The sequence below is a fragment of the Pasteurella multocida genome (assembly GCF_900187275.1).
Lineage (GTDB): Bacteria > Pseudomonadota > Gammaproteobacteria > Enterobacterales > Pasteurellaceae > Pasteurella > Pasteurella multocida.
Genome location: NZ_LT906458.1, coordinates 2,181,391 through 2,195,071, shown reverse-complemented (window position 1 = coordinate 2,195,071; position 13,681 = coordinate 2,181,391). Strand labels below are relative to the sequence as shown.

Sequence of the window (13,681 nt, the reverse complement as noted above, 5' to 3'; positions counted from 1 at the left end):
GCGGATATTACATTATGGATCAAAATCCACAATCTCAATTGAAATTGTTAATCGCACAAGGCAAAGAACAAGGTTATCTTACTTACGCAGAGGTCAATGACCACTTGCCAGAAGAACTTGTTGATGCTGAACAAATTGAAGATATTATTCAGATGATCAATGACATGGGGATTCAAGTACTTGAAAGTGCACCTGATGCTGATGATCTGATGTTAAATGAAACGATTGCTGATGAAGATGCGGTTGAAGAAGCGACGCAAGTATTATCAAGCGTTGAAGCAGAAATTGGACGTACAACCGATCCTGTGCGCATGTATATGCGTGAAATGGGCAGTGTTGAACTACTTACCCGCGAAGGCGAAATCGACATTGCAAAACGCATTGAAGAAGGGATTAATGAAGTTCAAAGTGCGATTGCCTTTTACCCAGAAGCAATTTCTTATCTACTTGATCAATACGCATTAGTCGAAGAAGGTGGCGTCCGTTTAGCTGACTTAATCACTGGCTTTGTTGATCCAAATGCGATGACAGAAGGCGATGTTGCAGAAATTGAAGACACTTTTGATGAAGACGAAGACAGCGATTCTGTAAGTGCTACACTCAATGAAGAAGAGGAAGAGGAAGAAGAAAGCGAAGAAGAAAGCACGACAGACGATAGTGATTCAGACAATTCCATCGATCCAGAAGTGGCGCGTGAGAAGTTTCTAGAACTCAAGACACAACACGCCAAAGCGGTTGCGATGATCGAAAAACACGGTCGCACCAGCAAAAAATCAAAAGATCAAATCCAAGCCTTAGCAGATGTCTTTACCCAATTCCGTTTGGTGCCAAAACAATTTGATACGCTAGTCAATTTAATGAGCAATATGATGAAATCAGTTCGTTTACAAGAGCGTAGCATTCAAAAAATTGTGGTAGATAAGGCCAAAATGCCAAAAGAGCAATTCCAAAAAGTCTTTATTGGGCATGAAAACAAAGATACTTGGTTAGTTAAAGCACTATCATCAGGCAAAACTTGGTCTGAAAAATTAGCGAAACATGAAGAAGAAATTCGTTATTACATTGATAATATTCTGGAAATTGAACGTCAAACCAATTTAACCGTTTCGCAAATCCGCGAAGTCTGTGAACGGATTTCTGCCGGCGAACTCAAAGCGCGCCGTGCGAAAAAAGAAATGGTGGAAGCCAACTTACGTCTTGTGATTTCTATCGCTAAAAAATACACGAACCGAGGCTTACAATTCTTAGACTTAATCCAAGAAGGAAACATTGGTCTTATGAAAGCAGTGGATAAATTTGAATACCGTCGTGGTTACAAATTCTCCACTTATGCGACTTGGTGGATCCGCCAAGCGATCACACGCTCTATTGCAGACCAAGCAAGAACGATTCGTATCCCTGTCCATATGATTGAAACGATTAATAAATTAAATCGCATTTCACGTCAAATGCTACAAGAAATGGGGCGTGAGGCATCTCCAGAAGAGTTAGCAGAACGTATGGGAATGCCAGAAGATAAAATCCGTAAGGTCTTGAAAATTGCCAAAGAGCCGATTTCTATGGAAACGCCTATTGGTGATGACGATGATTCACATTTAGGTGATTTTATCGAAGACTCAACTCTTGAGTTACCATTAGACTCTGCCACAGCACAAAGCTTGAAAGTGGCGACACACGAAGTATTAGAAGGGCTAACCCCACGTGAAGCGAAAGTACTCCGTATGCGCTTTGGTATAGATATGAACACAGATCATACTTTAGAAGAAGTAGGTAAACAATTTGATGTCACACGTGAGCGTATTCGTCAAATCGAAGCGAAAGCCTTACGTAAATTACGTCACCCTAGCCGTTCTGAAACTTTACGTAGTTTCTTAGACGAATAATGGAAACCAAGAGAAACGCATCTCATTTATTCCCAGTCTATTCAATCAAAGCCACTCGTCAGCGAGTGGCTTTTCATTTAAGCACATAATGTGAATTATAAAATCGCTTTTGCTTTTTCGACTATATTCTCGACCGTAAAACCAAAGAGTTTGAACAATTGGTCAGCTGGTGCGGATTCACCAAAACTGTTCATCCCCACAACACGTCCCTCAAAGCCCACATATTTGTACCAGAAGTCCGCAATACCCGCTTCAATCGCAACACGTTTTGTTATGTGGCTTGGTAACACGCTTTCACGGTAAGCCGCATCTTGTTTATCAAACACATTGGTGCTCGGCATAGAGACAACACGCACTTTTACCCCTTCTGCATCTAAAACATCCGCTGCTTTCATCGCCAATTCCACCTCAGAACCGGTCGCAATCAAGATTAAATCTGGGCAAGTTTGGTTTTCACAGCAGTGACGTAATACATAACCACCACGTGCCACATTGGCTAACTGCTCAGCAGTGCGGTCCATTTGCGCAAGATTTTGACGAGTAAAAATTAACGCACTAGGTCCCTCTTTACGTTCCACCGCCGCTTTCCACGCCACCGCCGATTCCACTTGGTCACATGGACGCCATGTTTCCAAATTTGGAATTAAACGTAAAGCAGACGTTTGTTCAACCGGTTGGTGAGTTGGACCGTCTTCACCAAGCCCAATAGAGTCGTGGGTGTAAACAAATAATGAACGTTGTTTCATTAATGCCGCCATACGCACCGCATTGTGTGCATATTCCATAAACATCAAGAAAGTGGCACCATAAGGAATGAAACCACCATGTAACGCAATACCATTCATAATCGCCGACATACCAAACTCACGCACACCGTAGTTGATGTAGTTACCATCGGCATTTTCTACTGCACGGATTGGTTTGGAACCTGACCAGAGGGTTAAGTTTGAGCTGGCTAAATCCGCTGACCCACCTAAAAACTCCGGTAATAATTTAGCATAGGCTTCAATTGCATTTTGTGACGCTTTACGGCTGGCAATGCTCGCCGGATTCGCTTGTAAATGTTCAATAAAGGCTTGTGATTCTGCCGCCCAGTTTGCCGGTAGCTCCGCATTCACACGACGGGTAAATTCCGCCGCTAATTCTGGGTAAGCTTTGGCATAAGCTGCCAATTTTTCTTCCCACGCTTTTTCAGCAACTTGACCTTTTTCTTTCGCATCCCACTGTGCATAAATCTCCGCAGGAATTTCAAACGGGGCATGCTCCCATTTTAAGAATTCACGTGCTGCCGCAATTTCATCATCACCTAATGGAGCACCATGACAATCGTGTGAGTTGGCTTTATTCGGTGAACCATAACCGATAATGGTTTTACAAATAATGAGCGTTGGTTTGGTTGTCTCCGCTTGGGCTTGTTTCACCGCCTCAAGAATTTGTTCTGGATTATGACCATCTACCGCAGGAATCACATGCCAACCATAGGCCTCAAACCGTTTTTGCGTATCATCAGTGAACCAACCGTCCACATGACCATCAATTGAGATATTGTTGTCGTCATAGAAGGCAATTAGTTTACCTAACCCTAGAGTACCCGCTAAAGAACAAGCTTCATGAGAAATCCCTTCCATTAAACAACCATCGCCTAAGAACACATAGGTGTGGTGGTCAACAATTTCATGACCTGGACGGTTAAATTGATGGGCAAGGGTTTTCTCCGCAATCGCAAAACCCACTGCGTTCGTAATCCCTTGACCTAATGGTCCTGTTGTGGTTTCAACACCCGGCGCATAACCATATTCTGGGTGTCCCGGTGTTTTGGAATGTAATTGACGGAATTGTTTTAAATCTTCAATAGAAAGGTCATAACCACTTAAATGTAATAAACTGTAAATCAGCATTGAACCATGACCATTGGATAAAATGAAACGGTCGCGATCGGCCCAGTGTGGATTGCTTGGGTTATGTTTTAAAAAGTCACGCCATAAGACTTCTGCAATATCTGCCATCCCCATCGGTGCACCTGGATGCCCTGATTTTGCTTTTTGCACTGCATCCATACTTAAAAAACGAATGGCATTGGCCAGTTCTCTACGTGTTGCCATAGTGATTACTCCCTCTTATTCAACATGTTATAGTCTTTCCAAGAGCATTTTTTCTAGTTTTTCTTGATCTTCTGCAAATTTACAAATGCCTTCTGCTAATTTTGCAACAGCCATTGGATCGCTGTTATGTTGCCAATAAAACTCGCTCTCTGTTAAAGGTTGAGGTCTGTCTTTTAACTCGCCGCTGAATGCTAACTTACGAACAAGTTCCCCTTCTCTTGCTTGTAAATGACTCAATAAAGTAGGTGAAATCGTCAAACGATCACATCCTGCTAACTCAATAATTTCATCTACATTTCGGAAACTTGCGCCCATGACAACCGTCTTATAATTATGTTGTTTATAATAATTATAAATTTGAGTCACGGAAATCACACCTGGATCTTCCGCAGCCGGATAATCTTGTCTGCCCGTATTTGCTTTATACCAATCTAAAATTCGCCCTACAAACGGCGAAATTAAATACACACCAGCTTCAGCACAAGCTCTCGCTTGTGCTTCAGAAAATAACAACGTCAAGTTACAATTAATTCCTTCTTTCTCAAGCACTTCTGCAGCTCGAATACCTTGCCAAGTTGAAGCAATTTTGATGAGGATCCGATGATTCTCTATTCCCGCTTCATTATAAAGCTTGATCAATTTACGCGCTTTCTCAATAGTCGCTTGTGTATCATACGAAAGCCTTGCATCGACTTCTGTAGAAATCCGTCCGGGGATAATTTTGAGTATTTCTAAGCCGATATTAACGGCCAGTTTATCTTCAGCATCAACCAATTGCTGGCGTGGACAATCACTTTTTGTTTTCGCATAAGCAATGGCGTCATCAATTAATGGCGCATACTGGGGCAATGCAGAAGCACTTAAAATCAAAGAAGGATTTGTTGTTGCATCTTGTGGCTGATATTGCTTAATTGCTTCAATATCACCAGTATCTGCGACAACAACCGTCATACTGCGTAATGAATCTAATTGTGTCATGCTCTTCTCCCTATCATCTATTCTGTTTCTAATAACGCTTTCATTTCGCTATAAATTTTTTCTACCCATTTAGGACCTACAATAATTTGATATTGATTAGCGATCGAAAATAACCCGCTCACCCCATTTATTTTTTCTATTGCTACTTTATTTATATGATTTTCATTCCGCGTCATCACTCTAATCCGACTCGCACAATGCGTTAACGCACTGATATTTTCTTTTCCTCCTAAGTGTTTAATGAGCTGAGTAGCAATAGGGCTAAATTGATGTGTTGTACCCGCCAAGGCTTTTAACGCACCGTCTATTAAAGTATAAAAACATTGTGCATCCCAGGCGCTACGCCCAACAAACAATCCGTCAATATGAGGCTGCATAATTAATTCATTTGCATTTTCTAAATTCACACTTCCCCCATACAATACCGGTATCTTTTTACTTTCCTCACCAAACATTTCAAATAAACATTGTTTAATGATCTTCTGTTTCTCATCTGCATATTGCGCTGTTGCAGGAATACCACCTTCACCAATTGCCCAAACGGGTTCATATGCAATGAATAAATGAGGTAATTGCTTCACTGATACACCGTGCAAACCGATCTTTAATTGTGTCCGAAGTACTTCATCGGAAATCTGATAATTTTTCTGTTCTAACGTTTCACCAACACAGAGTAATGTTTTAAAGCCATGCTTCAACGCTGACAATACTTTCTCATTCTCTTCCTGATCGGTTTCTTTCAAAACATGGCGACGTTCAGAATGCCCAATCATGACCAACTGAACCCCTAGCTCTTTCAACATGAGTGGTGAAATTTCGCCAGTAAACTGCCCCTTATCCTTAGCATTCATGTTCTGTGCACCAATAAGAATTTTATGCGTTGTCTCTGATGCCGCTGCATGTACAGCATCTTTTAAGGCGATATAAGAAGGAATGACAAATAATTCAATATCATAATCAGATTGAAGTTTTTCTCTGAGGGCAAGTAACTGAGTAAGGTAATCGACTGTTTCACAATTACCTTTATACATTTTTAAATTTGTACCAAAGTAAATTTTTTTTTCCATAACATTTACCTTTTAAAGATTTTTGACCAAAACGCGACAAGGCGCGCCATCTGCATGTTCAATAGCAATAGGTATCATTAACCCTTCCACACAGTGACTTGTAATTTTATGTGTATTACAAATGTATTCGACCAATGTCACGCCTTGCATTAATAAGTGCTGGTGAGTGACATGTTTTGACAAAGGTTTTTCTATGATGCCATCAACCCATCTTCGAATAGGATAATCTTGAGGAAAATCGAAAGTAATGAGTTTCAGTTTCTTTTCCGCTAAATACTTAGCACCATCTTCAGTAATATAGGGAGACTTGGTCCAAAAACAAACCGTGTTATAATGGTGGTGTTGATCCCAACAAGTTTTAAAAATAATTCTCTCTACATCACCTTCAGGCCAAATCGCATCAAGTACGTCTGCTGTAATCGCCAAATTTTCTGTCACTTGTTTAGATAAATCCAATACATGAAACTTGCCAATATATACATCTGGAGAAATATCTAAAATATTATAAGCGCCTTTCTGAATGTGACTGAGTGCATCCATGTGTGTGAATGCATGGCAAGAGACTTGGAGCTGTGTCGCTTCAAATAAATCCCCCGAATCAAAATTACCTTTTTTCTCAATATGGGTTTGCCAACGCACATGGTTGTTAGCAATCGGCATTGATAAATCAATCCAGTTACTCATGATTTACTCCTTATTTAAATAATAAATCGGGTAAGAATGTACTAAATTCAGGTACTAAAATGAGTAAAATAAGTAAACCTAGTAATGACAGTAAAAAAGGTAAACTTTCTTTCAATACCTTAATGGGTTCACACTCTGCGATATTTGCTGACAAGAATATTAAATAACCGACAGGCGGGGTAATGAGACCTATCATCAGATTTAAAATAACAACTAACCCAAAATGAATAGGTGAAATACCAAATTGATTAACGATTGGCATAAATACAGGAACTAAAATGGTTAATGCCGCGGTAGGATCCATTATCATGCCAATAAAAAGAACAATCACATTAATAAGAATAAGCGCCTCTAATGGGCTACTGCACACAGAAGATACCCAACTTGCGACTTGATGGCTGATTTGCAAACGCGCAATCATCCACGCAAAAATAGAAGACGCGCCAACAATTAACATTACTGTAATGGTACCTTTTAAAGAAGAAATAAAAGCTTTCTTTAATCGCTCCAGATTTAATTCTTTATAAACAAACGTACCAATTAAATAGGCATAAACGACCGAAACTGCGCCTGCTTCTGTTGCCGTAAAAATACCTGAAATAATGCCATAGAGAATGATAATCGGACAGAGTAACGCCCATACTGCATCTTTCGCGCTTTCTTTAACTTCTTTGAGGCTAAATTCTACTGAATGATTACCATAACCTTTAATTTTTGAAATGATGAACGTAATTAAGATTAATGTTAATGCGATCATAAGCCCAGGAATAATCCCAGACATAAACATCTTCCCAACGGAAACACCTGCTCCTGCTAATGCAGCAAATACAATCATCGGCACACTAGGCGGAATAATGGGACCAATGATAGAAGCCGACTGCGTTAATGCAGCAGAAAAAGGGGCGGGATAACCTCTTTTTTTCATTTCAGGGATTAATGAGCTTCCAATCGCGGCAGTAGATGCCACAGCGGAACCACTGATAGAACCAAAAAATAAACTGGAGAAAATATTGATATATGCCAGAGAACCTTTCCAACGACCAATTATCGAGGTGACAAATCGAATAATACGATTAGTTATGCCGCCCACACTCATCAGTTCACCGGCTAAAAAGAAAAATGCGAGTGCTTGTAATGCATTGGTGTCTAACCCTTGCATCACTTGTTGTGCAACAATCGTAACAGGGATATTAGGTAAGAAATAAAACAATGTCACAATTGAAGCAAAAATAATACTATAAAATAGTGGCAAGCCAAAAACTGTTAATAAAAACATTGTCCCTAATAAAAGAATGAATGACATTATAGATCCCTCACTTTTTTAGTTTGAATTAACGCAATTAAAGCCAATACAATTCTGAATGCTTCTAGAGATAAACAAATAATAAATGGCACATAAACCCAAGAAATAGAAATTTTGAATGCAGAGTAATAGCTATTTACATTCATTGTATAAAGCTTTATTCCACCTTTAACTAATAGGAATAAACAAAACAACATAATGCAATAAAGTAAAGAGGATAAAACCCAACCAAATTTAAACTTCTCAAAAATCATGATTCTGAGTAAGGGCACTTGGATCTGTGTGGTTGTCAAAATGCCAAAGATAATCATCCATGTATAACAAAATCGCAAAAACTCCTCTGCCCAAGGGAAAGAGATATTCACAACATATCTTGTAATCACTTGAATAAAGGTCATAATGACGAGGATTGAAAAGAATACACATCCTAAAGAAAGGAAAGTATTACTAATAAATTTATTATAACGTTCAATCATAATTCCCTCTTGAATGTAAAAATGGCTACTATTTACTAGTAGCCTTTTACCTATTATTGAGTTTCAACCACTTTATTAATTAATTTGTCACCAAATTTTTTCGCATAATCATGCCATGCTTTTTTAGCACCTTCTTGGAATGACGCCGTATCTGGGGAATACTCAATTTCCATTCCTTGTTCTTTCAATTTACCAAGATAAATTTTATTCTCTTCAATGTTGAGTTGTTTTTCTAACTCTGCCCCTTCTTTAGCCACTTGTAATAAAATACGCTGCGTTTCTTTATCCAAAGAATTAAAGGTATCTAAATTCATGGTCATTGGCGCGGCTGTATAGGCATGGTGAGTCAGAGAAAGATATTTTTGAACTTCTTGTAAGTTATTGTTATAAATATGATGAACTGGGTTCTCTTGGCCATCGATGACCCCTGTTTTTAAAGAAAAATAGACTTCATTAAATGGCATTGGTGTTGGATTCACACCCCATTCTTTAAATGCAGAAATATGTGCTGGATTTGGTGTCGTTCTTAATTTCAAATGGGATAAATCTTTGACTGTACTGATAGGGCGTTTATTATTGGTAATATCTCTAAAGCCGACTTCATAAAACGCTAGACCTTTAAGCCCCACTTTTTCAAAAGAAGCTAACAAATGCTCACCAACATCGCCTGCTAAAACTTTTTCAACATGTGCTTCATCACGGAATAAGAAAGGTAAATCAAGTAAATTTAGCTCTTCATTGAAAGTGGTATAATATGGATTTCCCACAACCACAATATCAATTGTCCCCATACGCACACCATCAATTTGTGCACCTGAATTACCTAATTCACTATTCGGATGTAATTTTATGGTAATGCGACCATTAGATAATTCATGCGCTCTTTTTGCCATTAACTCTGTCGCTTTTGTCACCGTATCACTTGGTGAACCATAATGACTCAAAGCAAATGTGTAGTTGCTGGCCGCAATAGACGCACTAGAAAACATTGTTAATACTATCGCAGAAGAAATAAGATTAAGTTTTTTCATAAGTCACACCCTATTGTTAAAATAAGAACACATTCAATTCTAATATCGCTATAAAGAGCGATGATATTTAGAATCAATTTCATTAATTTGCGCAACTTTAGGTGTAGAACCACCACCTGCGAAGTCACACGCTAACCACGTTTTTAATAATGCTTTGGCCAATTCGACACCGATAACCCTTTCACCAAAACAAATAATCTGCGCATCATTACTCTTTCTTGCTCGCTCTGCAGAAAAAACATCATGACACACAGCAGCACGAATCCCAGGAATCTTATTCGCAGTAATGCACATACCAATTCCTGTTCCACAGGTTAAAATGCCTCTGTCATATTCTCCTTTTGCGACAGCGATTGCGACTTTCTCAGCAACATTCGGATACAGTGTTGTATCACCAGCACCCGCACCAAAATCATCACATTCAATGCCAAGGGAAGTTAAAAACTTAATTAATTCCACCTTCAAATTATAAGCCGCATCATCACAGCCAATGGCGATTTTCATTTTTAGCTCCTTATCAGTATCTTAACTTTTCGTTAAACTCAAAATTGTGTTAATGTTGCTGGCGGTTGTAGCAATAATATTAATAATTCCTGTTCTTAAAGCGCCCAAAATTGCCGTCGCTTTTGTATTTTCAGAAGCGATGCCTATCACGCAAGGTATCTTTCTTAAATCTTCAAGACTTAAACCAATCACTCGGTTATTCATCACTGTATCCGCAGGCTCTCCTTGAAAGTTAAAAAAGCCATAGCCTGCAATCTCACCTACCACACCTAAATTCATGCGTGCATGCGTAATTTCCTGAGGAGTAAACCATCCCAACTGAACCATATAGCTATTCTCATTCATATCACCGATGCCAACCAAAGCAATATCCGCTTTGCGAGCTTTATCAAGCGTTTCTTTTATTACCCCATTTTGTAAAAAAATATCTCTAAATTCGGGCTTTTCTAAATAAGCAGGGGAATACAACGTTTCGTTAGTGCCATTAAATTTACGCGCTAAGTTACGGCAAATATGGTCAGCATCTATTGGTGGACCTATTCGATGTGTACCACCGATACCACAAATGAACTTACAATTTCGCTCAGGAAAAACGCCCACATATTCTCCAACGGCGGCTACATTTCGTCCTTGCCCAACTGCTACTGTCATACCGTCTTTTAACGTACTGGATAAATAGGCATTTACTAACGCAGCGACTTGTTTGCGCTGTTCTACTTCATTCTGAGTATCAATAGCAATTAAGGCGCGATGAATACCAAACTGTTCTATCAAACGCTGTTCTAATTTTGATGTGAAAATCGGGTGATATTTCACATTAATTTCAACAATCCCTTCCTGACGGGCTTTCTTTAATAACCGACCAATCTTAACTCGAGAGATATTAAATCGGTTTGCAATTTCCTCTTGCGTTAACTCATGTTCATAGTAAGAAACTGCAATCTCGGTTAATAAATCCATTTCTTCTTCACTCATTTTTATTCACTAATCCTTTATAAATATCATCAATGTATTTTTTTGATTCAATCAATGTCGTTTCAATTAACGGCAAAGGAATCAAACCTTCTATTTTCTTCGGTGTAGAATCAAGCTCTCTATATATACGCAATGGAATTTCAAAACTAAAAGGGATATCGCTTTCAATTAACTTATTCACAATAAGTGAATAATCTATTTCACCTTGTCCAATAGTCACAAAATTAAATTTATCTTTTTGAACAACCACATCTTTAACATGAAAATATCTGCAGTACTGCATGGAATCCAATGCTTGTTGGACAATATCCAGATGAGGTTGATAAGTCATCATATTACCGGGATCAAAATTTAAGGCATAACGTTCATCACCTAATAAATGTAATAATTCAATACCATCCTCTAACGTCGTAAACGCATTAAAATTATAATCGCCCGCATTTTCTAAGCATAAAATACAATCAAAACGCGCTAACAAAGGCTTGAGCGAAATAAGATTTTGAATAAGCTTATTTTTATTAACTAATTGTGTCGTACAGACATTGATATATTTTGCACCAATTAAATGAGCAAACTGGAGACGAGGTAAAAAAATTGAAGATAAATCATCTGTTGCTAAATCCATTGTACAGCCAAGCGCCAACGTATTTAATTGATATTTATCTTTTAAGAGATTAATTTCACCCGCATGTTTTTCGCTAAAGCGGTCTTCTTTAAAATCACTGACATAACCCTGATTATATGCTAATTCGAAAAACTGGAAACCGCACTTTCTTATTGACGAAAAGATCGTTTCTAAATCATAGCCGTCATAGATTGACGTGTTGACCGCGAGTTTTATTTTACTTTCCATTCTGTATTCCAATGATAAAATTTAACGCTAACTTGACTTTCTAGGTTATTTATTTCCCGAATAGAAACAGTGCAATAGCCATCAAGAGATAGAGCAGAAAATGTATAAAAGGCATATTTATATGATGCTTTTTTAGTACACGACTTTCTTCCGCTCTTATCTTCTATACTTAAAAATATTATTGGTTAACAAATTCAGCCATATACTTAATGATGAATGACATTGAAACAGCACCGGGATCAACATAACCTAATGAACGCTCCCCCAAACTTTTGGCACGACCAAAAACAGCAACTTGGTGACGGGTATTTTCAGCGCCTTCTTCTGCAGCTTTTGCAATACTTAATAAAGCAACATTAAGTGGCTCATGACTAACTTCCTCCGCTTTTTTCTCTGCGGCAACAAGAGCATCAACCATTGTTTTATCACCCGGCTTAGCACCACCTCTCGCAAATACAGCACTTGAACCCGCTACAAGAAATTTAGCAAAAACCGAAGTATCGAATTCATTCTCTCCAATAATCGCCTTACCTCCAGCACGAAAGAGGGTGCCAAATATCGCGCCAGAAGCGCCTCCCATACTTGACATCATTTTCGTCCCAACTGTCACAAATAACTCGCCAATGTCTTTAGGTTGAAAATTCTCTTGCTGTAACAGATCTCTTACTGCCGTAAATCCACGTAACATGCCTAAACCATGATCACCATCACCGATCTTGAGATCAAGTTCAGTAAGTGTTGGCTCGCTTGCCATCATTTTCTCTGCGGTATATAGCAATAATGCTTTTGTTTCAATTACATTCATTTTATTTTCTCCATGCAAAACCATCACAAGGCAAGTCATATAATTTTTGTAATTCATCATCTAAGCGGAAAAGTGTCACAGAATACCCCGCCATTTCCTGAGACGTACAATAAGAACCAATCAAAGTGTCATGCACCTGAATACCACGTTTTGTTAATTCTTGATGGACTTTGCGGTTTGAAATCAATAACTCAGTATAAGTTGCCGCACCTAAATTATTGATTGTGACACACACCCTATCTCCTGCTTGCAACCCGATATCCGCACAAATCCGATCAACAATTTCTTGGTTAATTTCATCCGCACTTGTTAATTTCTGACGTCTTACGCCCGTTTCACCATGAATCCCCATACCGAGCTCTAATTCGTCATCTGCAAGCTCAAAGTTAAATTTTCCTGTCTGAGGAATAGAACATGCCGCTAAAGCAACCCCCATAGTTCGAGTATTAAAATTCCCTTTACTCGTCACTTCATGTAAGGCGTCAAGGTCATAACCGGACTGAACGGCTGCACCTGCAATTTTAAGGACATACATATCACCAGCAACACCACGACGTTCTTGCATTCTTTCTGGCGGTGCCGCAGAAATATCGTCTGTCACACGTACGGTTTTGACAGTGATACCTTCTTCTTCTAATAATTCTGCCGCAATATCAAAATTCATATTATCCCCAGCATAATTACCATAGACGAAAAGAACACCTTGACCTTTTTGTGCGGCTTTAGTCGTTTCGATAATAATATCTGGAGAAGGTGAAGTAAAAATTTCACCCAGTGCCGCAGCGTCTGCTAATCCTTTCCCCACAAAGCCCGCAAACATCGGTTCATGTCCACTACCACCACCAGTAACCACGACGACTTGCTGATCTGCAATATCTGTACGAATCACTCCACTATAACCCTCTACTTTTGAAAGTTTCCCATGGCATGCATAGAGCAACCCTTCTAATTGCTCCGCAGGCACATCATTTGGATGATTAAGGAGTTTTTTTGGTTTTCTAGTCATTTTTGAGTCCTCAG

Annotated in this window: 13 protein-coding genes; 1 reads left to right on the top strand and 12 read right to left on the bottom strand. The window is 38.9% G+C overall.

Annotated elements, in window-relative coordinates:
• Positions 1-14 precede the first annotated feature (14 nt).
• Positions 15-1,883 carry an RNA polymerase sigma factor RpoD gene (rpoD, locus tag CKV69_RS10250; RefSeq protein ID WP_005751911.1) on the top strand — a complete coding sequence of 623 codons (1,869 nt, stop codon included), beginning with the start codon at positions 15-17 and terminating at the stop codon, positions 1,881-1,883.
• A gap of 95 nt (positions 1,884-1,978) precedes the next feature.
• On the opposite strand, the gene tkt is transcribed toward rpoD, so the two are convergent.
• The 12 genes from tkt to CKV69_RS10190 all read right to left on the bottom strand — a co-directional run bounded on the left by tkt (position 1,979) and on the right by CKV69_RS10190 (position 13,667).
• Entirely contained in the window at positions 1,979-3,985 is a 2,007-nt protein-coding gene (gene tkt / locus CKV69_RS10245) for a transketolase (RefSeq protein WP_015702702.1), read from the bottom strand.
• 27 nt (positions 3,986-4,012) lie between these two features.
• Positions 4,013-4,963 (bottom strand): transaldolase, encoded by a 951-nt coding sequence (gene tal / locus CKV69_RS10240; RefSeq protein WP_005724498.1) that lies wholly within the window; start codon positions 4,961-4,963, stop codon positions 4,013-4,015.
• A gap of 17 nt (positions 4,964-4,980) precedes the next feature.
• Positions 4,981-6,030 (bottom strand): triose-phosphate isomerase, encoded by a 1,050-nt coding sequence (tpiA, locus tag CKV69_RS10235; RefSeq protein WP_005724499.1) that lies wholly within the window; start codon positions 6,028-6,030, stop codon positions 4,981-4,983.
• 12 nt (positions 6,031-6,042) lie between these two features.
• A complete protein-coding gene (locus CKV69_RS10230) occupies positions 6,043-6,714 on the bottom strand; it encodes a cyclase family protein (protein WP_005718518.1) in 672 nt (223 codons plus the stop codon).
• A 10-nt stretch (positions 6,715-6,724) separates the two neighbouring features.
• Positions 6,725-8,017 carry a TRAP transporter large permease gene (locus tag CKV69_RS10225; RefSeq protein WP_005752182.1) on the bottom strand — a complete coding sequence of 431 codons (1,293 nt, stop codon included), beginning with the start codon at positions 8,015-8,017 and terminating at the stop codon, positions 6,725-6,727.
• Positions 8,017-8,493, bottom strand: a complete 477-nt coding sequence (locus CKV69_RS10220) for a TRAP transporter small permease (protein WP_005718519.1) — start codon at positions 8,491-8,493, stop codon at positions 8,017-8,019. Before CKV69_RS10220 ends, CKV69_RS10225 begins: the two co-directional genes overlap by 1 nt.
• A 53-nt stretch (positions 8,494-8,546) precedes the next feature.
• Entirely contained in the window at positions 8,547-9,524 is a 978-nt protein-coding gene (locus tag CKV69_RS10215; RefSeq protein WP_005718520.1) for a TRAP transporter substrate-binding protein, read from the bottom strand.
• Positions 9,525-9,572: 48 nt separating this feature from the next.
• Complete coding sequence (rpiB, locus tag CKV69_RS10210; protein ID WP_005718521.1) at positions 9,573-10,028, bottom strand: ribose 5-phosphate isomerase B; 456 nt, start codon at positions 10,026-10,028, stop codon at positions 9,573-9,575.
• 21 nt (positions 10,029-10,049) lie between these two features.
• Positions 10,050-11,003 (bottom strand): sugar-binding transcriptional regulator, encoded by a 954-nt coding sequence (locus CKV69_RS10205; protein ID WP_005718523.1) that lies wholly within the window; start codon positions 11,001-11,003, stop codon positions 10,050-10,052.
• Positions 10,996-11,856, bottom strand: coding sequence for a sugar phosphate isomerase/epimerase family protein (locus CKV69_RS10200; protein ID WP_015702701.1), 861 nt, complete (start codon positions 11,854-11,856; stop codon positions 10,996-10,998). Before CKV69_RS10200 ends, CKV69_RS10205 begins: the two co-directional genes overlap by 8 nt.
• Before the next feature lie 178 nt (positions 11,857-12,034).
• On the bottom strand, positions 12,035-12,661 hold the full coding sequence (gene dhaL, locus CKV69_RS10195; protein WP_014668511.1) for a dihydroxyacetone kinase subunit DhaL: 627 nt from the start codon (positions 12,659-12,661) through the stop codon (positions 12,035-12,037).
• A 1-nt stretch (position 12,662) separates the two neighbouring features.
• Complete coding sequence (locus CKV69_RS10190) at positions 12,663-13,667, bottom strand: dihydroxyacetone kinase subunit DhaK (RefSeq protein ID WP_015702700.1); 1,005 nt, start codon at positions 13,665-13,667, stop codon at positions 12,663-12,665.
• Positions 13,668-13,681 lie beyond the last annotated feature (14 nt).